Source organism: Streptomyces sp. NBC_00490 (assembly GCF_036013645.1).
In the GTDB taxonomy this organism is placed as follows: domain Bacteria; phylum Actinomycetota; class Actinomycetes; order Streptomycetales; family Streptomycetaceae; genus Streptomyces; species Streptomyces canus_F.
In genome coordinates, this window is the sequence record NZ_CP107869.1 from 10,488,813 (window position 1) to 10,512,774 (window position 23,962).

Below are 23,962 nucleotides of genomic sequence, written 5' to 3' on the forward strand. Positions count from 1 at the left end.
TCCCGGGCTGATGCACGCGAGTCCCCTCGGTAATCAGGGGATCCGGAGCCGTAGAAGGACAGGAGATCGATGCCTCCACCACCCTCAGTTGTGGAACTGGAACGGCTGGACCGAGATGCCGCATACAGCGCCCAGGCGTATTTCGAGGCAGCGAAGGCCACCGCCTTCTGGACTAGAACCGCCGTGTTCTTCCCCGCTCTAGTGGCCGCCGTGGCCGGTATCGTCTCGGCGCTCTACTCTGCGCAAGTCGGTGGCTCAATCTCTGCAGTGGCGGGTGCCGTCGCCGCGACGGCGGCGTTCCTCGGGCCAGGGGGTAAGACCGAGGCGTACCGGGAGTCGGCGAGACGCTATACGAACCTTCGCCATGCGACACGCCTGGAAGTGGCGATGGCCGGCTCGCGAAACGAACAGGAGTTAGAAGCGATCCTGCGGCGGCTCTGCCAGGAGCGAGCGGCGATCGTCCTCACTGACGAGCCTGTGCCCAACCGGGTCTACCGGGCTTCCCGACGGATCGCTGCCGGTGTCCTCTCCTACGATTCCGACCGCAGCCCCTGACGTTGCAAACCACACGGCGGGCAGGCTCCTGACCGGCTACGTCGGTCCCGCCTGCCGTGTACACACTCAGATCTCACATGAAGCTGCGTTGATTGCCAGCAGCCTTCGCCGGCAGAGGCGCACTACATCCCTACTTACCGAGGGATCCCGATCAGTTCGCCATGCTCCTGGCGACAACGCCGGTCGCGGATCCCTGACACCATCGTCTTGAGGCGTCGGCGTTGTCCGGCAAGACGCGCCCAAACCGACCAGACCTTGCACGCGGCCTGCAGATCAAGGGATGGGAGTCGGGCTTGCGCTGACCGACGGGCTCTCCTCGGGTACCGGAGCCGTTTCCGGAGTGATCCACACACCCACCATTGCTGTGGCCAGCGCGGTGGCTGCAGCGACCAGCACTGTGGTGACCGGAACAGCCGTTGCGGACAACGATCGGAAGTTTCGGATCTGGCCCCAGGCCAGACCAGCTGCCCGAGCCAGCCGTATTTCCCAGTAGAGGCCTAGAACGAGATGGACAGCGAGGCAGTTTCCCGTCGTGAGTAGTATGGAGCTAGCGAACTCCCCTGGTTCAAGCTCCTGTTGCAGGAGCTGTGAGAGTTCGATGGGCAGCACGACCGCCAGGAGACACAGCGCCTTTCCGAGGGGGCTGCTTCCGCGCAGCCAGGAATACGCGTATCCGTAGATGAAGCCTGGCACCGCCCACCGCAGGCCGTACAACCACGCCTGAGCTTGATCGAGAGTGCCGTAGTCCAAGGTGTCGGTGATCAGCGGTGGAACGGTGAACGCTGACCACGGCAGGGTCAGAATCATCAGTGCTACCGACCCCGCCAGCCCGTTCCGCCAGCCGCTGCGACCACCCGAGGTACTCAGGGCCGTACGCCGGAGCGCGGCCGAGCGCTGAGGCGCGTTGCTACGAGCACCGAGGGCCCCCAGCTTGTCCCACTGGGGCTTCCACTCCTTCTGCGTTAGTTCACCAGCAGCCAAAGCGGAGCGTGCAGTGGTCAGGAACTCTCGGCGGCCAGCGAGCAGGCTCTGGTCTCTCAGCAAGGTGTGCATCAAGTGGTTGTGCACACGGGAGCGCACTCTGTGCAGCTTTACTGCCCGGTCCTTGACCGACACCGGCATTAGCCAGGAGTATCCCAACGCCGCAAGCACTAGGGCGAAGTAGGGTCCACTACTCCATACCATGTCGAAGGAAGTGAAACCGCTCACCCCTAGTCCGCTCCCAGCAGCGACTAAGCCCAGACCGAGCAGAGCGGTGCGCGTGTGCGGCGGCCAGACCGGACGCTCCAATCCCCTACCGTGCCGCTGCAAGTAGGTCAAAACTCCGGCGATCAGCAGGAATACAACATTTACAAGGAACCAGTCCGCGACTGACGTCGAGTCCAGGTCCACGGAGAACCAAATTCCCGGCTCGCTGAACCACGTGTCCCCCCACCCATACCCTGTGGCTCCAGTCAGTGTTGCGAGTGAGGCCAGAGCGACGGCAAACCACAACAGTTTCCTGCGAGCCTGGAGCGCGGCAAGGACAACCCACACGATGCTCAACCACCCCCAGGCCAGAGCGGGTAGCGTCAACGCATTTGCCACCGGCCAGGAGCCGGTGGACCGGCCTTCGTCGGCGTGCAGACCGGTGCCAGGGCCAGCTGCGAGCACCATCAGTAAGACACCAGCAGCGACGGTGGCTGCCCATCGGCGCCCAACAGGCCCCCACGCTCCTTTGGACAAGACCACCAGCACGCCCAGCGCCGCAGAGACGGCGAGAACGATGGGCAGAAGAGGAACCAGCGTCCAACCCGTTTTACAGAGGACCGCGACCGGTGCCAGTAGGAGGCTGCTCGGCAGCACGAGTCCCAGCAGTTCCTTCCAAGTGGGTAGGCGGAGTGCGATAGCCCGAATCGTGAAGGCAGCCACGAGGAAGGGCAGCAGTACCCACAGCCAGACGACCAGAAGAGTCGCGCGTCCGTCGTACTGCCACTGCGACCAAGGAGGCACCATGGCATCTCCTGCCAGACAGTACAGAAGCAGGATTCCTGTCACAGCACAGCCGGCTAGGGCGGCTATTCTCCAGCGTCGCCGCGTGGTTGAAGGTGCCCATTCCTGTATGAACGGCAAGATCCAGAACCGGGTCACCGCCGCAACTGCTGCCATCAACCAGAATGCGTTCCACCCAGGTCCCGGACTGTCCTGCAACATTACGGCGAGTTGGGCTGGCCCACTGAGGTCTGGTCCACCTGGAAACTCGTCAGTCTCCAGCACCACGGTGACCACTGTTGCGCGCTCTGTCAGCAGCAGGGATAGCTGGTGTGCTCCTTGACTGATGACAGTGGTGGCTCCTCTGACCTCGACAAGAGCGTGATCAGGGGCATCGATCGTGACCGTCCACTCGCCGTAGATACCGTATGGACCCAGCCGGTCATCTATGACGCTGATGTACAGCACCGTCTGAGGTCCGCACTCCCGAGGGTCGCCGCCCCAGACCGCCTCCTCGACACGGGTTACACGAACAGGATCTGCCTTCTTCTTTTGCTCAAGGCCAAGAGGGATATCGGGGTTCGCGAAGCTCTGCTCGGCACAGGAATACGAGTCACCTTCTTCCGTTGAATCTGTCCAGAGGACCAGCGGCTTCCAGTTCTCAAAGCTCTCGGCGTTCGTGCGGAGGTCCGCAATCATTGGATCACTGGCGTCCAAGGTCACTGTGTGACTCGCGCGGGCGTGCCACGTCCGTTCGTCAGCCTGTGGGGTGACCCGCACCCGGGTGATGCCCGTCCGCGGTAAATGACCTGCTTCTCTGTAACGCTTTTCAGCGTCATCGGCTATTTCCGAGGCAGAGGGGGACTCCCCCGCCTCGGTGACAAGGCTGCTTTCGTCAGAATCCACAGTTACAGGTATGTGAGCCTGATCAACCGCCCACACCCAGATCACATGTGCGGCAACGGCCATCAGCAGGACCACTGCGGCGCGGCTCCCCCGACTGATTCCTCGTCGGACACGGACAAATCTCTCTGCCATAGCGCAGCCCCCATCCCCCAAGGCCGCCAGGGTAGACCTCATGCGGCGCGGAGCACCCTCGTTTGTAGCCGAAACAGCGGCGGGGCCTCTCGCCTGATACGAGAGGGGGAGTGTAAATCTAACGGCCCTGTCTCACATTCGGTGGTGACGGAGCGTGCCGCTATCCGCGGAGGATGCGGTGGCGGAGGAGGGTGAAGCCTGCCCGTCCGTGCATCTGGCGGGCGATCCGCTTGGTCTTGGTGTTGACGCCCTCGGTGGGGCCGTTGCTGTACGGAAGTGTGAGGGCGGCGTTTACGGCGTCGCGGTCTCGTTCCAGACCTCGGGCGAAGGCATGCAGGTGGGGCAGGTCGGCGCCGCGGACCTGGACGATCCAACGTGAGAGCGCGTCGGCATTGGCGGCGTGAGGTGCAAGGAGCGGGGCGAAATCCCTGACAACTGCCGCCAGTTGGATCATCTCGGGGCAGGCGGCGGTGAGCTTGGCCAGGAGCTGGTGTTGCTCGGCATTGAGGTTGTCGGGCCTGGTCAGCAGCACTCGGGCGAGCCGGCGCGGGGAGATATGGCTGCGGTCGGCGTCCGCGCGGCCTTGGTTGATGTACTTGTGCAGGAGGTTCAGGCAACCCGTGAAGCCCAGGGCTTTGATCTCTTCGAAGAGGTGCACGACGGGGACACCAGGGTCCTCGGCCCGGCGTTTTCGCAGGTGCTCGCGGTAGGGGTCGACCAGGCTCGCACGGTACTTGGGGACGCGGAGCATCCGCTCGGGCCGGTCCGCACGGGCGTAGCGTTTTTTAACGGTATTCAGGGCCAGTTGCAGGCGGCGGGCGCATTTGAGCAGGCCCACACCCTGGTCGAGCAGACCGTGAACCTGGTGCCAGCGTTCCAGGGTGGTCTGGGCGCGGGGCCCGTCGTAAATAGGTGCGTCCAGTACGGTGGCCCAGCAGGTGCTGTGTGCCTTCACCTCGCCGAGGGCGGCTTCACACAGGTTCTTCCACAAATGCCACCGATCACCGACCTGCGTCGCGCGGGGCAGAGCGCGGCGGATGGCCTCGGCGTAGGTCGCCGAGCCGTCACGGCACACGACCTCGACGCCCGGACGTTCGCGCAGCCACGCTTCCAGGGTGTCGGCCGTGCGATCGGGCAGCACGGCGATCCGCTCGTGGGTCTCGGCGTCGATGATCACGGTGGCGTAGCGGTGGCGCCGGCGCAGAGCGAAGTCGTCGACGCCGATCACGCGGGGTGTCCGCGCTGCGGGCAGCGGGATGCGCATCAGGGTCCGCAGAGCCGTATGACGCGAGACGCCCGCCGCGAGTATCGCCAGCAAACGTGCCCCCGCCCGGCCCGCTAACTCCTTGACCACGGCCTTGACTTGCCTGGTCAGACGACTGGTGCGCCGCTGGTACCGGTCGAGCACTCCGGGCACCTGCTCGCGGAAGGTATGACGGCAGCCGCGCGTGGGGCACACCAGACGCCGCACCCGCACACGGACCACCACCCGCCTCCCGTCGACCGGCACGTCAGCCACAGTCCGCCAGTGGTAGCCATGCACCCGCCCCGACGACACCCCGCACACTGGGCACGGCGCCATGTCCTGCGGCGTCCGCGCTCGCACCACGATCCGCTCACCCTCATCGACCACGTCGTCTATGACCAGCGGGCACAGGCCCGAAAACACCATCTGGACAAGCTCGTTGACATCCCTCACACCAATGTCAACGACGCGTCACGACGCTCCGTCACCACCGAATGTGAGACAGGGCCGTTAAATTGGCCCTGTCTCACATTCGGTGGTAACGGAAAGGCATGAGAAGAACGCCTGGTTTGAGCGCGTGGATGCCAGCCCGAGACCTCGTTGCCCTGCCTGTGACGAGCCCATGGCTCCGCCGTCGACGTGCAGTCTGAGCTGCGTAGATCGCTACAGGTAACGAGCATCACTGCCTGCTACCACCGGAAGTGAGCCAGGGCCGTTAAATTGACACACCCTTTTCAGGCACCGATGACAGGGGTGTCATCCGGTGGCAGGGGAGGCGGGCTGGGGGTCAGGTGGCGTGTAAGGGCGCCGCCGGATTCGTGGGTAAAGGGGCCGGTAGGATCCAGGCCGAGGTGGTCGGCGAGGTCGCGGGCGTGGAGGCGGGCGGCGGCCTCCAGCAAGGTGGCGTAAGTGTCGGCGGCACAGCAGGTGCGGCGCCAGCTGGTGACTGCGAGGACTGCCGTGATGGTGATGGCGGGCCACCACCATGCGGCTAGAGGGAGGTAGAGCAGGGCCCAGGCGGTCAGGGTCGTGGCCCGCGTGAGGGCCTGGCGGGCGGCAGTGATCTCAGTGCGGACGGTGTCGGGCATGACCAGCCACAGGTGCGGCCACAGGGCGGCCAGATCGAGGTGGTAGTCGCGCTCTAGGCGTACGGCTACGGCGTGGATGCGGTCGCCGCTCCAGGTGGGGCGTTCGGGGCGTTCGAGGGAGATGCGGGTCATCGTCGCACGGGCGGCGTGCCGTGTGGCGGGGTCGACCCGCGGGCCGCGGGCGCGGGCGCGGGCGGCTTCGTCCCGGTGGTGGCGCCAGGCTTCGGCGGCTGCCCCCCAGCGGGTTTGGCGCCGTGCGGTGGCCTGGCGTGCCAGGCTGCGGGCCCCGGCGGGCCAGGTGCGCCAGTCGGCGGCGAGGTGGAGTTGTTCGGCCAGGGAACCGAGACCTTGTGCGACCAGTCCCACCGCGGCGGCGCCGCCCAGCACAGAGGCCAGCAGCACCACCTGGCCTCCGGCGCTTCCGGCGGCGGGGGCGTTGGCCCACTCGGTGATCTGGCCGGTGAGCCGGTGCAAGTCGAAGGGGTGGCTATGGCCGAGAGCGCGGGCGGTGGCGGCGACGGCCAGGTAGAGGGCGCCGGGCAGGACCAGCAGGGACAGCCACCGTTCGGCGAGCTTCTTGCCGAGTTCCGCCAGCATCCCGCCCATCGGCTACAACCGGTCCCGGCGCAGCGTGTCCCCGCTGATCGCGCAGTGGGGCACGGGGACGGGTCCCTGTGGCCACCAAAAGCGTGCGCACCGCCCGGCCGGACACAAGTACACCGGCTCAGCCGGGCATTCGTGGTCGACGCCCGCGGGATGAACACTATGAACACCGCGATCCGCCGTACGCCCGTTGTCGCTGTAGGCGTAGAGACCCTGGGCATCGCCGAGAGCCTGCAACACGGCGTGCAGCTCGCCCACAGGGCCAGCCATCTCCCCCTCGCCGAGCGCTGCGGTCAGCACTTCCTCGAGAACGGTGTCGTCGCCTGCCGGGTAACCGCGCAGACGCCTACGGATGTCCTCCACATTCGCGCAAACGATTGCCAGGCTGCTTCGCACCGACTCATCAGAATCAACCACACATTCACCCCACCCTCTGGCCCCCTCTGGCCACCGTTACTGCTCGCGCTGTTCGGACCGCCCAGGCAATCGTGAGCGTAACCGGGTAACTCCCTACATTTCACTGATTGTGCTACAACCAATGCAGTAAGTGAATGGTCGGGGGGGCTGTGTGCGTGATCAACGACTGGCTGCAGTGTGGACACGACTGCGGCGGATCAATGAGAGTCATGATCTATCACCCGTGCTGGAACCCGAAGCCGTCCGCGAAGCCCAGGAACTTGCGGACAACCACGGCGAGGGAGATTTGGAAGCCCAGTTCCTGCTCGGCTGGTTCCACTTGTACCGCCATCAAGCGCTACCTGAAGGCGACCACCAGGCAGCCCTGAGTGTCGCCACGGAAGCATTCGCCTCATGTTTCATTGCTGGCGTCGCTGGTCTGCCGGAACGCCTGCTGCCCGTGCTCTCCGATGCCGCAGTCCCGCTAGCTTTCCGGATGCTCCAGTACGCAGAGGTCTCACCTGACGTTTACCGACTCTCCGTTGCGGCAGATCTGTGGCAGCGCATCGTGCAAGCCACTCCCGCTGGCCACCCCGGACGCTGCCAAAGGCTGGCCAAACTCGGATCCGCCCTGCAGTTGCGGTTCGGGCGGACCGGCAGGTTGGAGGATCTGGACGCTGCCATCGTCCATCTCCGGGAGGCGGTGGCCACCACCCCCGCCGACCACCCCGACCGCGCCTGGATGTTGGCCGGCCTTGGAGCCTCTCTGCAGTTCCGGTTCGGGCGGACCGGCAGGCTGGAGGACCTGGAGACCGCCATCACGGTCGGGCGGGAGGCGGTGGCTACTATGCGCGCCGGCCACCCGGACCACGCCGGGACGCTGTCCAACCTCGTGGCCGCCCTGCAGGCTCGGTTCGAGCGGACCGGCAAGCTCGAGGACTTGGACGCTGCCATCGTCCATCTCCGGGAGGCGGTGGCCACCACCCCCGCCGACCACCCCAACCGCGCCACCATGCTGTCCCACCTTGGAGCCGACCTACAGGCCCGGTTCGAGCGGACCGGCAGGCTGGAGGACCTGAAGACCGCCGTCACGGTAAGGCAGGAGGCAGTAACCACCACCCCCGCCGACCACCCCGAACTTGCTATGAGGCTGTCCAACCTCGGAGCCGCCCTCCAGTTGCGGTTCAGGCAGACCGGCAGGCTGGAGGACTTGGACGCTGCCATCGTCCTTCTCCGGGAGGCGGTGGCCACCACCCCCGCCGACCACCCCAACCGCGCCACCATGCTGTCCAACCTCGGAGCCGCCGTGCGGCTCCGGTTCGGGCGGACCGGCAGGCTGGAGGACCTGGAGACCGCCGTCACGGTCGGGCGGGAAGCGGTGGCCACCACTCCAGCCGGCCACCCGGACCGCGCCCGGATGCTGTCCAACCTCGGGGACGCGCTCCAGGCCAGGTTCGAGCGGACCGGCAGGCTGGAGGACATAGAGACCGCCGTCACGGTCGGGCGGGAAGCGGTGGCCACCACTCCAGCCGGCCACCCCCAGCGCGCCTGGATGCTGTCCACCCTCGGGAACGCCCTACAGGTCCGATTCGAGCGGACCGGCATGGTGGAGGACATGGACACCGCCGTCAAGGTCGGGCGGGAGGCGGTGGCCATCACCGTCGGCACCCCCGATCACGCCATAATGCTGGCCGCCCTCGGGCTCGCCCTGCAGGCCCGGTTCGAGCGGACCGGCGTGCTGGAGGATCTGGACGCTGCCATCGTCCATCTCCGGGAGGCGGTGGACACCACCCCCGCTGATCACCCCGACCGCGCTATGAGGCTGTCCAACCTCGGGGTCGCCCTGCGCGCCAGGTTCGGGCGGACCGGCACGCTGGAGGACCTGGACATCGCCGTCACGGTAGGGCAGGAGGCAGTAGACGCCACCCCCGCTGATCACCCCGACCGCGCTATGAGGCTGTCCAACCTCGGGGTCGCCCTGCGCGCCAGGTTCGAGCGGACCGGCACGCTGGAGGACCTGGACATCGCCGTCACGGTAGGGCAGGAGGCAGTAGACGCCACCCCCGGCGACCACCCCGAATGCGCCAAGTGGCTGGCTAACCTCGGGGTTGCCCTGCGCGCCAGGTTCGAGCGGACCGGCAGGCGGGAGGACCTGGATACAGCCGTGTCTCGTTTGCTGGAAGCGTCGGAGGTGAGTACAGCACCCCCATCGCTCCGAGTCCGGGAAGGGGGTAGGGCGGCTGGACTGCTGGCGCAGTCCGGTGATGTGGGGCGGGCAGCAGAGGTGGCGGAGGCGGCAGTGCGACTGCTGCCACAAGTGGCCCCGCGCCGTCTGGAGCGCGGGGATCAGCAGCATGCGGTCGGCGGGTTTGCGGGATTCGCCGGTAAGGCCGCTGCCTTGTCGCTCTCTGCCCCCGGCGGAACCCCTTCCAGCCGGGCGGAGCGGGCTTTGTCGTTATTGGAGGCAGGCCGGGCTGTGCTGCTCAGTCAGGCACTGGAAACCCGCAGCGATCTGACCGATCTGCGTGAACACCATCCCGGGCTGGCACTCAAGTTCGCCGAGCTGAGGGAACAGCTTGATGCGTCCACGAGCACCGTGGGCCCCACCGAAGCAAGCACCGAAACTGACGGCCTGAGTCTGCAGCAGGACCGCCTGATGCGGGACAGGCACCAGCTGGCGGAGGAGTTCACCGTCCTCCTGACCGAGATCCGCAGCCTGGACGGCTTTCGCTCCTTCGCCCTGCCGCCCACCACGGACGAACTCCTTGCTCAGGCATCCCAGGGCCCGGTGGTGGTGTTCAATATCAGCGATCTCCGCAGCGATGCCCTGCTGCTCACCACCGAGGGCATCACCAGTCTGAAACTGCCCCAGCTCACCCCCGACAAGGTGATCGACCAGATCAACACCTTCCGGTGGGCGCTGCATCTGGCTACGGCCGGGGCTGACTCGTCCCAGCGGGAAAAGGCTCAGGCCACACTCGTAGAGGTCCTTCAGTGGCTTTGGGATGCGGCCGCAGGCCCTGTGCTCATCGAGTTGGGATATGACGGTGCGCCCGCAGTAGGGGGCTGGAGCGGCGAGGAGAAATGGCCGCGGGTGTGGTGGGCACCGGGCGGACTGCTGAGCCTGCTGCCACTACATGCGGCGGGCCACCACACTGACTCGGCTGACGATCCGCACCGGCGTACGGTGATGGACCGGGTCATCTCCTCGTACACCCCCACCGTGCGCGCGCTGCGCTACGCCCGCGAGCGCACCCTGTCCCCCGCAGCGGTGCGAAGTCTGATCGTCGCAATGCCGACCACACCCGGGCTACCCAACCACGGCCGGTTGCGCTTCGTTGAGGCCGAAGCCACGATGGTGCAGACCCGCCTGCTCGCCCCAGTGCTACTCCGGGAACCGGCCCCCACCGACGGGTTTCTGGATCCGACTAGGTCCATGCCGACAAAAGCCAATGTGCTGGAGCACATGCCGGAATGTGCGATCGTGCACTTTGCCTGCCACGGTGCCAGCGACCCCACCGATCCTTCGAAGAGCCATCTGTTGCTCCACGACCACAGGGACGATCCGCTGACCGTTGCCAGCCTCGCACCCGTCGTACTCGGCCGGGCCAGACTGGCTTACCTGTCCGCCTGCCGCACTGCGGCCATTGACACGTCCGACCTACTCGACGAGGCCATCCACCTCACCTCCGCCTTCCAACTCGCCGGGTTCCCCCATGTGGTCGGCACCCTGTGGGAGATCGACGACCAGATCGCCGTCACCATCGCTGACCTGTTCTATACCGACCTACAGACCGACTCCCGTCTGGATCCTGCCCAGGCGGCCCACGCTCTCCATAGCGCCGTACGCAAGGTACGCGACGGTCACGGCCTGCGAGCCCCCTTCGACCGGAGACGAGCCCCCCTACTGTGGGCCGCCTACCTGCATGCTGGCGCGTGAACACCAGGACCTCGAGCTGGGGGCACCAACGCCTGGAAACTATGGGAGGAGATCAAGGAACTCGGCCTTGCCGTTGCCGCACTGGGCAACCACAGCATTCGACTTGGTTCCGGGGTTTGCTCCGGTATCGGGTTCGTGCCCGCGGAGATGAACGGTTATTGACTGATCTTCGGTGACCACGACGACCGACACGCTATCCTTCCGCGCTCAGCTTTGGCGCTCACCAATTGCCCCGTAGGCGATCCCGCTGACCAGCGCTCGTATCGCCGCCTTTGAGAACACCAACGGGCGATGGTTGATGTTCTTCGAGTCGCGTACTGCGGTGTGTTCGTCCAGTTCCGCGATTTCTACGCAGTCGTTGGCGCCCCCGCTGTAGGAGCTCTTCCGCCACCGCGCGTGCGTGAGATCGACGCCGTTAGGGGTTGTCGTGGCGTCGTGCGGGGCGGCCGTGTTGGGCGTGCTCACTCTTCGAGCTCCTTGCTGATGCGTGCTATGCGGGTGCGGGTCTGCGACGGGTTGAGGGCAGTGCCCTTCAACTGGTCGAAGATGTGCGTGTAGTTGCCCACGTCTGACGGGGACTCGAGATACACGGAGTTCTTGGGATTCTCCAGCCACACCAGGTCCGGCGTGGGGGGCGGGAAGGTCAGGATGACGAACGGACCGTACAGCCCGGGATGCGCGCCGAGTGAGAACGGCAGCAGCTGCAGGGTGACGTTCGGCTGCTCGCTCGCTTCCACGAGTTTTCGCATCTGGTCGCGCATCCGAGCTGCCCTCCCCGCAGGCGGCGCAGCGATACGCGGGACGGGCGGTGATCCGGGCGTGCACCTGCTGGTCGGTGGGGGAGTCGGGCGGCGGCAGCAAGCCGACGTCGGCGTCGGCCTGTTTGAGCAGCTCGTCGAGGCTGATGCGGTCCACGGTGCCTCCTGGTCTGCCTGGGGTGCGCGGGTCAGGCTAGCGCCTATAATCGAACGTGTGCACGATTCAAGTCCGTCGAAGCTGGTCTTGCTCCGTTTCCTGGAGCGGGTGCAGGAGCGGGATCTGGCCCGTACCCGGCGGTGGATCGTCGATGAGGAACGCCGTGAGGCCGAACGCCGGCGCGGCATCGAGGCCCGGCCGCCGGTGCCGGACTGGCTGATCGAGCAGAGCATCGGCCATCACGCCCCGCCGGTGTACGTACATGTCGGCGGCTGTCACATGGCGGGCAAGCGGTCCAAAGGCGCGACGCGGGATGCCGCGTCGCGGGCGCTCGCGGAAGGCGTGGATGCGTGCCCGCGCTGCCGCCCCGACACTGACCTCGGCTACATCGACGGGTGATCAGGCGCTCTTTCGGGGCTTGCGGGCTGCCTTCTTCGCCGGAGCCTTTTTGGCTGCGGTCTTCTTCGCCGCAGTCTTCTTCGCAGCCGGCTTCCTCCTTTTCGGCAGCTGGTGTACGTCGGCGTCCTCGCCCCGGGATGCCTGCGCTTTTTGCACGGACTCCTGCAGGGCGGCCATCAGGTCCAGTACCTGCCCGGGCTGCTCCGTCTCTGGCGCCTTGGGGAGGGGTTTGTCTGCGCGCTTGGCCTCGATGACTTTGGCGAGGGCCTCGGTGTAGTGGTCGCGGAAGGCGGGGCCGGTGAGGTCGTCGACGGCCATGGTGTCCAGCAGGGCGAGCGCGCCCTCGATCTCGTCGTCCGTCAGCTCGGCCGTGGGCGGGTCGACGACGGACGGGTCGCGGATCTCGTCCGGCCAGCGCATCGCATGCAGCACGATCACGTCGTCTTTCACGCGCAGCAGGCCGAGCCTCTCCCGGCCGGACCAGGCGTACTTGGCGATCGCCACCTGTGACGACCTGCCCAGGGCCTGCCCGAGCAGCTTGTACGGCTTGCCGGCCACGGCGCCGTCCGGGGCGAGGTAGTAGCCCTCGCCGATCCGGATCGGATCAATGCTGGCCAGCGGCACGAACGCGGCGATCTCGATGGCCTTGGCCGTCGGCAGCGGCAGATTGCTCAGGTCCTCGTCCGTGACCGGCACGACCTGGTCGCGGGCGTACTCGTAGCCTTTGCCGATCTCCGACTGGGTGACCTCGCGGTCCTCCAGCTCGCATACCTTCCGCACCCGTACCCGGCCCATGTCCTGCAGGTGGTACTGGTGGAACTGGATGTTGTGGTTCTCGGTAGCCGACTGCACATGAACAGGCACCGTGACCAGGCCGAAGCTAATCGCGCCAGACCAGATGGTTCGGGGCATGGGGGACCTCCACAACAGCCTCGAGCAGGAACAGCCTACGTCCGACAGAGCGCCCCAGCATGCGGGCTGGCTACGCCAAGAGCACCCTGATCGCACGGCAAGGCGTCAAGGGTGGAGCTGATGGTGACCAGAGGATGCAGGAATCGCCCGCGAGACATCCAGGTCCTCGAGAAGGCTGTCGAAGACGGCGTCCGCTACATGGAGGCCCAGTCGGACAACCTCGTCGAGATCCGCACTCGTTCTATGCAGCTGCTGCAGGTCATCCTGGTCGCAGAATCGATCGCGTTCAGCGTCGTACTGGCTCGCGGGGTCGAAATCGTTCCCTGGGCGATCGGGATGCTCCTTGGCACCTTGGCAGCTTCGCTCGGCGTCGCGGTGTACATCGCCCATCCTGTCCCCGACTGGGAGATCCCCGGCGAGATGACACTCGGCTTCAAGTCGTACCGCGAAGGCGTCACTCTCAAAGAGCACCTTGGGGACCTAGTCCAGGCCATGGAGAAGGGCGCGAAGCACAACAGCAGCGTCCTGGACAAGCGCTTCAAGGCGTTCGAACGCCTCCTCTACTTCCTGATCACGCTCCTAGCGGCGGCTGTCATCACCTACCTCGCCACCAGGTGACGAGCACTGTCAGCTCTCTCGGACGACAAGGACCCGCCGACACAGGGGAGTTCGGCGGGGCCTCCGGTCAGCGTGGCACGAGGGGCGGGCTGAAGGGCGGAGGGAACACTTCGCCGAAATGGACTTACCGTCCAATCATGAGCACTCCGAAGACCATCTACAGCCAGTCCGAAGCCCAACGACTCCGCGCCCACCCGTGCAGGCACTGCGGCAAAAGCAGCCGCGTCGACAAGCGCGTCCAAGGCGACCTGGGCGGAGGCGTCAACCCGGACGTGTCCGTGATCTGGTACTGCCCCGGCACGCTCTGCGTCGGGCGGGACGGGTTCTGGACCGAGGAGGAGTAGGCCTCAGAATCCGATGACGAAGTCGCCCCGACTGTTCCCCCCGGGGGGGGTCTATCTCTTTGGTCAAGGTCTGCGGGCTTGGTCAGGCTGCTTGTTCGTGCCCGGGCTGGTAGGGGGTGCGGTGCTTGAGCATGGCGTGCAGGACGTCGACGCGGCGGCGGGTGAGGCAGATGAGGGCGGCGTTGTGGCGCTTGCTTTCCGCCCGTTTCCTGTCGTAGTAGGCCCGCGATTCGGGACTGCTCAGCGAGGCGAACGAGGCCAGGAACAGGGCCCGTTTGAGCGTCTTGTTGCCGCCGCGGGGCGGTCCTTCGCCGCGGATGGAGGTCCCGGAACGACGTGTGGTGGGGGTCAGTCCCGCGTAGGAGGCCAGGTGGGCGGCGGTGGGGAACGCGCTGGCGTCGCCGACCTCGGCCAGGATGCGGGCACCGGTCCTGACCGCGACCCCGGGCATGGAGATCAGGACCTTCGCGAGAGGGTGGGCCTGCAGCAGGGCCGTCATGCGGGTCTCCAGGATCTCGCGGCGCTTGAGGAGCACGGCGAGGGACTCGGCCAGACCGGAGATGATCTCGCCGGCCGAGCCGGTGCCGGGGACCTGGGCGCTCTGCTCAGCCAGGGCGGCATGGATCTGTCCGGCCAGCTCCCGTGGGGTCCGCATCCGTGGGGCGGCGTTGGTCATGACCTCGATGAGCTCCTCGGTGCGGGCTTGAGCCAGTTGGGCCGGCGAGCCGAAGGTCTGCAGCAGGGCCAGGACCGCCGGGTGACGCAGCCGCGGTCCCAGGACGCGCTCCAGGGCCGGAGGGATCGAGGTGAGCAGTCCGCGCAGCCGGTTGGAGGTGCGGGTGGCGTCCTGGGCGAGGTCGTCGTCGTAGCCCAGGACCATGGTCAGTTCGGCCCGCACGCCCTCGGCGGGGTCGATGGAGTGCAGCAGGTGGGGCATGGTGCGGGCGGCATCGGCGATGACGTAGGCGTCGCGGGCGTCGGTCTTGCCGGTGCCGGGATGGCAGTCCGCCAGCCGGCGCATGGACAGGCCGGGCAGGTAGGCCACCTCGCATCCGCTGGCGCGGGCCACGGCCATCGCCAAGGGCCCCACGGACGCAGGCTGGTCGACCACGACCAGGACTTTCCCCCGCCGTCCCAGGCGTGCGAACAGCTCCCGCAGCTGGGGCTCGCCGTTGGGCAGCGGCTTGTCGAAGACGGTACGGCCATCGGCCAGCAGGGCCGTGCCGTGATCGGCGGACTTGCCCACGTCCAAGGCGCAGAACACATCGATCGACGTGAAGTCGTTGCTGGTCACCGGGCTTTCCCTCCCCGGAGTCACCGCCGGTGGCCCGACCGGCACCGGAGATCGGCCGCCACATTACGCAGCCCTGCCTGTCGGCGGACACGCTTCCATCAGCGACCATCCGGTGCCGCCAGGACCGGCGACAGCACCCCCCGGATCATCAAGGACAGGGGCAACGAGTCATACCGGCCCCGAGGGCCACGAGCCCGGACCGGGCTCTACAACGAAGGTAATGGGCAGTGCATCGCCTACTCGCTGGCCGCCTCACTCTGAAGGATCCTGCCATGAACAGGCACCCGTCGACCGAACGCCGCGAGCGGGCCCGCCCGGACGGAGTGGACGCGGCTCTTTCCTCTGCGGACACGGCACAGTGGCTACTACGGTGACCGGGTGACCACCGTACTGCCTGATGTCTCCCGGCTGCCTGCCGACCCGTCGTTGATCAGCCTTACCTACCGCCACGAACACCCTGTGCAGGCCTTCGAGTTCGACGACGCCCTGGAGATCTGGAAGGTGACCGCGCGGATCGACGCGGACGTCCTGGCCGAGGACTTGGCCGCGCACAGTGACGTCGACGAGGAGACACTGGATGCGGTGGAGGACGTGGCCGTGGGCCGGATGTCCTTCGCGCGGGTGAGGATGTTCGGCCCGGACGATCCGTTCGAGGCGATGGACTCTCACAGCCAGGATCTCTGCCGCATCGGCGAGACCGTCCTCGACGTCGCCTGCGGGCAATGGGACGCAGCATGCGAAGAAGCCCTCGCCCACCCCGTGGGCGATCTGCTCGTCATGGACCGGGTCATCCTCGAACCGGCCTGGCGTGGCTTCCGGCTGGGGCTCATCTTGGCGGGCGCAGCCATCCGCCGCCTGTCCTCCGGGTGCACGGCGGTGGCCTGCGAACCGGGCTCCGCCGACGGCCGAGAGATGAGCCAGGCCCAACATCGTGAGGCCGCCGCCGAACTGGGCCAGATGTGGTCGGCCATCGGCTTCGAACCCTTCCAGTCCGGCGTGTACCTCCTGGACTGCCACCTGCAGCGGCCCCAGGACCTTCTGACAGAGCGACAGAAGGAGTTCACCGCCCTGTGCAGCGCCTGGCGACAGATCCATTCTCTCCCATAGCCACCAGCCACCATCCAGTCAGTGCAGAACAGCCGCGCCTACGGCAGGCGCCGGCCCACGAACGGGGGAGTAGCCCATGGACGATGTGCAGGATGTGCTGACCCGATACGGCCAGTGGCGCCGAGACGACACCGCCTCGTACGACGACCGGACCGAGCAGCTCGCCGACCTCGTGGCGAGGCTCCTGCGTCGGACCGTACCCGGCGACACCCTCCAGCGATTCGACAACGCGGACGCCTTGGGGCTCATGTACGAGTTCGAGGGTTGGAACTACCTCCTCACGCTCCGCGGGCAGAAGTACGGGTTCGGGTTTCCGCCGAAGGGCACTCCGATTCCGGGCTCTGGCAGCCAGCGAGGCGAGCGATTCGCAGGCCTGCACTGGCTCGATGAACCGCTCGACATGAACTGGGTGGCCGAGTTCAACGAGCGCGGTGCGGTGATCCTGGACCGGAGCCATCTGGAAGCCGCCGCTGCCGGAATGTGCTCCCTGGCCGAACTCGTCCGTGACCACTTCCACAGGCGGCAGCCGCATCTGTCGCTGGCGTCCCTGTATACGACCGTTGAAGCTGCCGCAGACGCGCGCGCGATGACGCCGGCCACGCGGTTGACGTCGCCACCCAGTGTGAAGACCCAGACCTGGGCAGGTGTGACCGCGGAGCTCCTGCTCGTCGGACAGAAACAACAAGACCGGCCGACCGGGATGGCACTGCTACCTGACCGGGCAGTCCTAGTGACCGTTCCTGACGGTCTGCTCGCCGTCGACACCGTCCGAGGGCACGCCCACTGGCACCTCGCCCTACCCGGCTGCCACGGCGCACCGGTCGTCCGGGAGGACGGCACTGTCCTGGTGCTCTGCGGCTCGGCTCTGCTGCGCTGGCACGACGGGCAGCTCAACGCCGTCGCCGGAGGCTTCGACCACGGCGCAGTCCTCCTTCCCGGGCCGGAGGGGGAGCCGTGGGTGCTGTCCGGCTCCGGCGTCACCCTCGGCACCGGCCAAGGAACCCTGGCACTCACTCGCGCCGGCGACCAGGTCGGCGACCAGGTCAGCTATCCGATCACCTTCAACGCCTCTGTCCGCTCGGCACTCTGGCTCGGCCGGCGCCGCTTCTTCCTCGCCGCCTCCGGACACAGCGCCGTCGTCGACCTCGCCCGCACCACGGACGCCGGACAGCGCGACGACTGGATCCCCACCCCCGTCTCCTACCCAGGACACATCCTGCGCGCCGACCCCAACAGCGTGGTCAGCGCATCCCCCGACGGCACCGGCATCGGCGTGATTCTGCACCGAACCGACCTCACCACGCGCGCCAGCGAGGCCCTGCTGCACACCCAGCTCGGCGAGATCCTCGGCCTCACCCAGGAACCCGGCGACGGACCCGCCTACCTGCTCGCCACCCTGCCCGACAACGACCACACCCACGTCCGTCCCGTCCTGATGCGGCTCACCGGCCACCGCCCGACCGCACCCCAGACACCCCCGGCCCCCGCCGTCTCATCCGAGGGCTACGACGCGGTCAGCCATTCAGCCCGGGGCGAACGCCGGGCCTACCGGCTCGAAACACGGCCCCTGGCCCGCGAAGGCCAAGCCGAGGTCTTCCGCGCCGAACACAAAGACACCGGCACCATCGTGGCCTTCAAAAAGCGCATCGGCCAAGGCGCCCGGGACGTACGGCGCATGCGCCGCGAAGTAGAGGCCGCCCTGCGATTCGGCGGCAACCCGCACGTCATGCCCGTCCTCGACTTCAGCCCCGCCTACGACTGGTTCGTCATGCCGCTCGCCGAAGCCACCGTCGAGGACAGACGCACCGAACTCCAGGACCCCACCCAACTGCACACCCTCGTGGGCGCCATTGCCGCCGGACTTGCCGACGCACACCGCAACGACTGGATCCACCGGGACATCAAACCCTCCAACATCCTGCTCCTGGACGGCCGCTGGACGGTCGCGGACTGGGGCATCGTGCGCCGCGCCCGAGGCGAGACCAGCACCGCCGGCCTCCTCACCCGCGCCGGCATCGGCACCGAAGGCTTCGCTGCACCCGAACTGTCCATCGACGGCCACGACATCACCCCCGCCAGCGACATCTACAGCCTCGGACAACTCATCGGCTGGATCTTCACTGGCACCTGGCCACAAGCAAACAGACCCCTGCTGCCCCCACCCGGACCGTGGTTCGGCGTCGTACGCCAAGCCACCCAGCTCGATCCCGAGCACCGGCCTCAGGACATCGCCACCTTCCTCGCCCTCGTCGAACGCGAGACGGGGTCGCAGGACGAACTCCCCATCATCCGCGCCGCACGCCTGCTCGAGGACGCCAACGAGCGCGACGACACCGCTGCAGCCGCCCAGCTCCTCTCCCTCGCCGCCGACCAGCCCGACTCCTACGAGCTCTACCTGGCCGCTGTTACCAAGCTCGATGTCCGCGCGGCAGAGACAGCCCTGCTCGCCAATCCTCAGCAGACGACCGCCGTCATCACTGCACTGACCGGACACTCGGTCGGCGACCGGGGCGACTGGGTCACCGACCAAGAGGCCACCCGAGCCATCTGGTGGCTCCTCAAGGTCGCTCGCCTCGCCGCAGAGGAGGAGCAATGGACCATGCTCGACGCCGCAGTCCAGGGGATGTGCGACTGGGACGGCCGCTGGGACCGGTGGGACCCGCGCAACAGCATCCGGGACTGGCTGGTCACCTTGACCGGGCACGCCGCCGCCACCGTCGCCTCCGCACTCCGCGCCCAACCGCACGGCGCCCGCTACTACTACGAAGTACTAGACAATCGCCACGCCGACACCGCCATCCGAAGCGCCATCCACGCTGCTCAACGCGCCTGAGCAACAGTTGCGCCTTCCGCAGAACCCGAGTTATCCACAGGCCGAAACGCGGGCGAAACCTCCCTCGTACGCTACTGCCGAGTCGATCACACGGAGGTATGCGGGATGCGGTACGGCGTGGTGGTGGAAGACCTCGCGGTCGAGGTCATGGCCCAACTGCCGGACGACCAGGCCCGGCTAGAGGTGATGGACCTCATGGAAGTCGCGCGCATGGACCCGCGGGCCTGGCCCGACGTGCGAGACCCAGGCTCCGTCGAGGAAATCCGGGAGGCTTTCGGACGCCGCTGCTGGATCCACTACATGCCGCACGCCGGAGCGATCGAGATCCGTGACATCGGCTGGGCGGGCTGAGCGGCAGGCCCGTCCTGCCGAGGATCGGCGCATGCGTGCATGGAATCAGAGCTTGCCTTCGTCGACACGAGTAGAAGCGCCGTCGCAGGCGCCCGCCCGGAGATGCCCGTTCTCTCAGCGGCTCTCCAACCAGCCTGCTTCCTAAAACGGGCCAGGATCGGGTAGACCCTCCCAGTCGGCCTCCTTGCAGTCCAACATCTCGTACGCCACAGCCGGGCCGATACAGCGTAGGCGCGGCGGTGGGGCCGGCCCGGCTCGCTGCACTACGAACAGAAGCGTTCGAATCGTTGCGAAATGGTCCCCTGGTCAGGGCTGGAGCGGCAGGATGGTCCGGTATGGGACGTGGGGGGCCGGGTCAGGCAACGCAGCCTGTAGGAGCGCGGGTTCTGCTGTTGTTCGTGCTGGCCGTGGGCGTGGCTCTGGTGCTGGCCTGGTACTTCGATGCGGGGGCGGCTGCGACGGCAGTGGCGGTGCTGATCGGCCTGCCAGCGGCCTATCTTGCCTGGGCGGCATTTCGTGCGGACCGGATGGAGGCGGCCGCCGTTGATGTGGAGGCAGTCGTGGGGCAGCTGGCCGTGGCGGTCAGGGCGCAGTGGGAGCAGGAGGCTGCCTTTCGCCGGGTCAACGACCCCTATCCGCTGCCGGTGGCCTGGCGGACTGCGCATGAAGGGCTGGGAGAGCCGTGGCCGCTACTGAAGGATCTGGCTCGGGCCTGGCCAGGCGGGCCGCCTGGTGACCCCGCGCGGTGGCCGCAGGATGTCGCTGGGCTGGTGGGCCAGGACGCCGAGATTGGCGAGGTGTTCGCTGACCGGATACCCACCAGGCGCCTGGTGATCCTCGGTGATCCCGGAGCCGGCAAGAGTGTGCTTCTCATTCGGCTGCTCCTGGACCTCATCGACCGCCGTGCTGACGGCGCCCCGGTGCCGGTGCTGTTCTCCATGGCCTCCTGGAATCCGCGCCAGCCGCTGAAGGTATGGCTGGCCGAACAACTGCGATGAGCCCATCCCGGCCTGCGTCGTGCCGCTCTGGGGCAGGCCACGGCTTCGCATGGTCTCGGTGACCTGGCCCAGGCGCTGCTGGACGCCGGACGCGTCCTGCCCCTGCTCGACGGCTTCGACGAACTGCCACCCGCGCTACTCCAGGTGGCACTTGACGCACTGAACCGGGCGCTGCCCGCCAAATGGCCCCTGACGGCGGCCCAGGGTCTCATGCCGTCTCCGCCGGTGCGGTGGGCTTCGTCCGGTTTACCGATCAGGGCGGTGTAGGTGTTGCTGCCGACCTGCTCTTTGAGTGGTGGTGTGTGTTTGCAGCGTTCGCACTGATTTCGCGATAGCTATGGAGTCTTTCAGCCGTCGATGTCGTCGAAGATGCTTCGGTCGCGTGAGTGCTCGTGGCCTGCGAGGTTTGTGCGGCCTCTGATGTCCGGATGCTCGTCCGGACCAGGCTCATAGTCGTTGGAACGTGAGAAATCGATTGTTTCATTGACTTCGGCCATGGCCTGGTCGAGGGCGTCTGTGACTTCGGTGTCCTGCTCGAATGCCTCGCGGTACGTGCGCAGCTGTTCTTGCAGGATGCCGTAGTACTGAGCCGGTTCCTCGTCGGATGGGTAGTTGTTTCTCCATACGTCCAAGACCCAGTCGAGGTCGGGAATCAGATCCTCGCGTACGCGCTGAAGAAGGTACTGTTGGTCGCTTTCGGAGAAAAGGATCTGCCATTCAGGCTCCCGTAGCCATGCGGCGTCAGGGGTCTCGACGGCCAGTGTTGCGACTCTCTCCCGGATCCGGCTGTGCTCTTCTGTACTGAGAAGGCTGGCTTGGTGTAGGCGCGCGAGGGCTTTCGGCTCGTGGATGACGTCCAGGAAAGAGATGAACTTAGTAAGTTGGGGCACAAATTGGGAATCGGCCTCGGTATAGAGCTTCAAAAACGTGTCGGAGCAGCGCGTGGCGAAGAAGTTGTACCACTCTGCTGGGTAGCCGTGGCCAGCCCTCCCTGGTGATTCGCCAGTGAGTAGGCGTTTGATGACATCTGAGTAAAGGGCCGGAGGGACGCGGAGAAGCGTGCCGCGTTGTTGTTCGGTGCCACAGTCGATGCGAGTGAGAAGCGTTCGCCAGTTCAAGCCGTTGATGAAGATACCCAACAGGTTGGGATCGGCTGCCATGAATTCGGCAAAGCTTTCCTGCAGGGTGGGGTGGCGGAAAGACCACCCTGTTGTTGAGTCGCTGCCGGGTGTTGAGGCGAGACGCAGGAAGGTTCCAGTTAGGGCCACCAAGGCGCGGTTGACGCCTGCAGGGGTGCTGCCGACCCGGTTGATGACATCATCTTGCGACGCATCCCAGTGCACCGGCGCAGGGAGCTGCTCGCCTGCTTGGTAGGTCAGGGCGAGGGCGGCTTTTTCGTCGGGGCCTAGTTCGGCGTAGACGTCGCGGAGGAATGCCGTGGGGCGGGCCATGAAGTCGGTGATGCCCTGTTCGGTCGGTTCGAGATGACGTGTAAAGGCCTGTTGCCCGAGGCGCCGTGCCACCTCGGGGTGGAACGGCTCTGTTGCGGCCGCCGCGTCAAGGTGCGGTTTCATCTCCGCGCGGACCTCGCGCGGCTGATCGCCGAGTTTAATGTGGTTGTAGAGGATCTGGCGCCGTTCGTGCAGGGGCAGTTGAGCTACGTCGACAACGACCTGTTGTTCGTGCAGCAGGGGGTAGGCGTATTCCTTCAGGTAAGGGCGTGCGTCGCGGTAGATGTAGTCGCGCGAGGTGAGGACGACTTTGGCTCCGCCGCGGACGGCGGTCATGACGTGTCGCATGTGGCGGGACCAGCTGTCGGTGAGCTGCTGTTCGTGGCGCACGGCGCCGAAGGCGTCGTCGATCCAGAAGAACTGGTTCGACTCGTGCGGATTCCAGTGCCGCACCAGTCCCTCTGCATCGTGGGTGTTGACGGTCAGGCAGCCCCAAGCATCGAGGGCAGTCATGGCCAAGGTCGCGGCAATAACGGATTTGCCAACGGCGGGCTCACCGAGGAGCAGGACGAAGCCGTGGTCTTGTACAGCTTGGACGGCATGCTTGTAGGCGTCGGTGACCACGAAGGTGGCCAGTTCCTCTCGCAGATAGCCGAGCAGGACCTGTGCTTGGGTGTAGGCGCGTTCGTCGAGGATGTGGGAGAGGTCGCCGAGTCCGTAGACGCGGGGGACGAGGGTCCGCAGGCGCTGGCGGGTGGCGATGGTGTCGCAGATCCACTGGCCATCGAGGACCAGCGGGTACCCGACACCGGCATCAAGCAGTCGTTGTCGGATGGTGGCTTCCGAGGTGCCGCTGACTCGTGCGTTGGTGAGTAGGACGTAGCTGCCGCATAGGCCCCGTTCCACCAGAGTCTGGACTTTGGCGAATTCGTCGTCGAGTTCCGAGGGGGCGAGGGTGGTATCGGCCTTCTTGGTGTGTTTGCACTGGAGGACGAATGGGCCATCGGGCAGGTCCTGGACGCCGATCGGGTCTGGTGGCTGTTGCCAGGTGCCGTAGAAGGCGCCGTCGCGTCCGCCGTCGTTGGAGTCGGCGAAGGTGTGCACGGACTGCGCCCACACTTCGCGGAGTACGGCAGCGCACAGGTCCTGGAATGCGCGCCAGCCCAGGGTGTGCAGGGCGAAGTCGTGGGAGCCCGGTGCTGCGACGGTGCCTTTGCGGGGGTGGTCGGTCACGGTGGCGGGTCCTCGGCGGGGCCGTTGTGGGGGAAGCGGACGGGGCGTTGAGGTTGTTGCGTGGGTCCAGGACAGGGCGCCGTCGTGCTGGAGGCGGCCGACGACGATGCCGGGGGCGATGCCGGCCTTGTGGGCGAAGGTCTTGATGTTGTCGAAGGGCATGGGCCTGCGGGCGAGGCGGCGGTATGCGGCGTTGTGCTCGGCCGGGATGAGGGTCTGGGCGGCGAAGGCGTCGGCTTCTTCTTCGCTGCGGTCGCCTTCGGGTGTGCGTTCGTCGGCGCGGTCAGTGTTGTCGAGGAAGGTCAGTCTCTTGCCGTGCAGGAGGGTGTGGCCGATCTCGTGGAAGACGGTGAACCAGAAGTGGTCGTCTTTTTTGAACCGGTCGCTGAGGGCTGTGCATCGATCAGGACAGCGAGGTGGCGCTCTGGCTGCGGTCGATCGCGAGCGATCTCGGGGGTCGTCTTGCCGCGCGGTTGTGCCGCCGCCTGCGGCTGGCTGCGCAGTTCCCGGTGTCGTGGAAGGGTACGTGATCCGGGTGGACGCGCCCCGAGAGGGCGTTGTCCGGCCACGCATCGTTCGACCTCCCCGCATCCGCATTCGCGCCTCGCTGGGAGGTGCACGGATCAGCGGCCCAGGGGGTGCTTCGGCAGGGGGCTGGCGCGATCCTCGC

At 66.7% G+C, this 23,962-nt stretch carries 17 protein-coding genes; 9 read left to right on the plus strand and 8 right to left on the minus strand.

Annotation, left to right across the window (positions count from 1 at the left end):
* Positions 1-69 precede the first annotated feature (69 nt).
* Positions 70-555 carry a hypothetical protein gene (locus tag OG381_RS48075; protein WP_327722294.1) on the plus strand — a complete coding sequence of 162 codons (486 nt, stop codon included), beginning with the start codon at positions 70-72 and terminating at the stop codon, positions 553-555.
* Positions 556-828: 273 nt separating this feature from the next.
* Here OG381_RS48075 and OG381_RS48080 read toward each other — a convergent pair whose 3' ends face one another.
* The 3 genes from OG381_RS48080 to OG381_RS48090 form a co-directional block, all read right to left on the minus strand.
* Positions 829-3,507: a hypothetical protein gene (locus tag OG381_RS48080; RefSeq protein WP_327722295.1), complete on the minus strand. Its 2,679-nt coding sequence runs from the start codon at positions 3,505-3,507 to the stop codon at positions 829-831.
* A gap of 217 nt (positions 3,508-3,724) precedes the next feature.
* On the minus strand, positions 3,725-5,236 hold the full coding sequence (locus OG381_RS48085) for an ISL3 family transposase (protein ID WP_443062012.1): 1,512 nt from the start codon (positions 5,234-5,236) through the stop codon (positions 3,725-3,727).
* A 308-nt stretch (positions 5,237-5,544) separates the two neighbouring features.
* Entirely contained in the window at positions 5,545-6,504 is a 960-nt protein-coding gene (locus tag OG381_RS48090) for a hypothetical protein (protein ID WP_327722296.1), read from the minus strand.
* A 637-nt stretch (positions 6,505-7,141) separates the two neighbouring features.
* On the opposite strand from OG381_RS48090, the gene OG381_RS48095 reads away from it, so the two are divergent.
* Complete coding sequence (locus OG381_RS48095; RefSeq protein ID WP_327722297.1) at positions 7,142-10,837, plus strand: CHAT domain-containing protein; 3,696 nt, start codon at positions 7,142-7,144, stop codon at positions 10,835-10,837.
* 207 nt (positions 10,838-11,044) lie between these two features.
* Here OG381_RS48095 and OG381_RS48100 read toward each other — a convergent pair whose 3' ends face one another.
* A complete protein-coding gene (locus OG381_RS48100; RefSeq protein WP_327722298.1) occupies positions 11,045-11,302 on the minus strand; it encodes a DUF397 domain-containing protein in 258 nt (85 codons plus the stop codon).
* On the minus strand, positions 11,299-11,631 hold the full coding sequence (locus OG381_RS48105) for a DUF5753 domain-containing protein (RefSeq protein ID WP_327722763.1): 333 nt from the start codon (positions 11,629-11,631) through the stop codon (positions 11,299-11,301). Before OG381_RS48105 ends, OG381_RS48100 begins: the two co-directional genes overlap by 4 nt.
* 25 nt (positions 11,632-11,656) lie before the next feature.
* Here OG381_RS48105 and OG381_RS48110 point away from each other — a divergent pair, with 25 nt between their 5' ends.
* A complete protein-coding gene (locus OG381_RS48110; RefSeq protein WP_327722299.1) occupies positions 11,657-12,151 on the plus strand; it encodes a DUF6233 domain-containing protein in 495 nt (164 codons plus the stop codon).
* On the opposite strand, the gene ku is transcribed toward OG381_RS48110, so the two are convergent.
* The gene (ku, locus tag OG381_RS48115; RefSeq protein WP_327722300.1) at positions 12,152-13,063 is read right to left on the minus strand and encodes a non-homologous end joining protein Ku; all 912 of its coding nucleotides are present in this window, start codon (positions 13,061-13,063) and stop codon (positions 12,152-12,154) included.
* 111 nt (positions 13,064-13,174) lie between these two features.
* Between ku and OG381_RS48120 the strand changes: the two genes are divergently transcribed.
* Positions 13,175-13,681 carry a hypothetical protein gene (locus OG381_RS48120; protein WP_327722301.1) on the plus strand — a complete coding sequence of 169 codons (507 nt, stop codon included), beginning with the start codon at positions 13,175-13,177 and terminating at the stop codon, positions 13,679-13,681.
* Positions 13,682-13,818: 137 nt separating this feature from the next.
* The gene (locus tag OG381_RS48125; protein WP_327722302.1) at positions 13,819-14,025 is read left to right on the plus strand and encodes a hypothetical protein; all 207 of its coding nucleotides are present in this window, start codon (positions 13,819-13,821) and stop codon (positions 14,023-14,025) included.
* A gap of 82 nt (positions 14,026-14,107) precedes the next feature.
* Here the strand turns inward: OG381_RS48125 and OG381_RS48130 are convergent, their stop codons facing one another.
* Complete coding sequence (locus OG381_RS48130) at positions 14,108-15,319, minus strand: IS110 family transposase (protein WP_327722303.1); 1,212 nt, start codon at positions 15,317-15,319, stop codon at positions 14,108-14,110.
* 378 nt (positions 15,320-15,697) lie between these two features.
* On the opposite strand from OG381_RS48130, the gene OG381_RS48135 reads away from it, so the two are divergent.
* From OG381_RS48135 to OG381_RS48150, 4 genes are all read left to right on the plus strand, one after another.
* Positions 15,698-16,426, plus strand: a complete 729-nt coding sequence (locus OG381_RS48135; RefSeq protein WP_327722304.1) for a hypothetical protein — start codon at positions 15,698-15,700, stop codon at positions 16,424-16,426.
* Between the two features lie 76 nt (positions 16,427-16,502).
* A complete protein-coding gene (locus tag OG381_RS48140) occupies positions 16,503-19,259 on the plus strand; it encodes a serine/threonine-protein kinase (protein ID WP_327722305.1) in 2,757 nt (918 codons plus the stop codon).
* A gap of 105 nt (positions 19,260-19,364) precedes the next feature.
* The gene (locus OG381_RS48145) at positions 19,365-19,610 is read left to right on the plus strand and encodes a hypothetical protein (RefSeq protein ID WP_327722306.1); all 246 of its coding nucleotides are present in this window, start codon (positions 19,365-19,367) and stop codon (positions 19,608-19,610) included.
* A gap of 392 nt (positions 19,611-20,002) precedes the next feature.
* On the plus strand, positions 20,003-20,608 hold the full coding sequence (locus OG381_RS48150; RefSeq protein WP_327722307.1) for a hypothetical protein: 606 nt from the start codon (positions 20,003-20,005) through the stop codon (positions 20,606-20,608).
* Between the two features lie 347 nt (positions 20,609-20,955).
* Here OG381_RS48150 and OG381_RS48155 read toward each other — a convergent pair whose 3' ends face one another.
* On the minus strand, positions 20,956-23,865 hold the full coding sequence (locus OG381_RS48155) for an ImmA/IrrE family metallo-endopeptidase (protein ID WP_327722308.1): 2,910 nt from the start codon (positions 23,863-23,865) through the stop codon (positions 20,956-20,958).
* Between the last annotated feature and the right edge of the window lie 97 nt (positions 23,866-23,962).

What these genes read in the sequence shown, in the direction of transcription:
- OG381_RS48090 (WP_327722296.1), bottom strand. Translation starts at nt 6,504, where the DNA reads ATGGGCGGGATGCTGGCGGAACTCGGCAAGAAGCTCGCCGAACGGTGG.
- ku (WP_327722300.1), bottom strand. Translation starts at nt 13,063, where the DNA reads ATGCCCCGAACCATCTGGTCTGGCGCGATTAGCTTCGGCCTGGTCACG.
- OG381_RS48140 (WP_327722305.1), top strand. Translation starts at nt 16,503, where the DNA reads ATGGACGATGTGCAGGATGTGCTGACCCGATACGGCCAGTGGCGCCGA.
- OG381_RS48075 (WP_327722294.1), top strand. Translation starts at nt 70, where the DNA reads ATGCCTCCACCACCCTCAGTTGTGGAACTGGAACGGCTGGACCGAGAT.
- OG381_RS48155 (WP_327722308.1), bottom strand. Translation starts at nt 23,865, where the DNA reads ATGCGTGGCCGGACAACGCCCTCTCGGGGCGCGTCCACCCGGATCACG.
- OG381_RS48125 (WP_327722302.1), top strand. Translation starts at nt 13,819, where the DNA reads ATGAGCACTCCGAAGACCATCTACAGCCAGTCCGAAGCCCAACGACTC.
- OG381_RS48145 (WP_327722306.1), top strand. Translation starts at nt 19,365, where the DNA reads ATGCGGTACGGCGTGGTGGTGGAAGACCTCGCGGTCGAGGTCATGGCC.
- OG381_RS48085 (WP_443062012.1), bottom strand. Translation starts at nt 5,236, where the DNA reads ATGGTGTTTTCGGGCCTGTGCCCGCTGGTCATAGACGACGTGGTCGAT.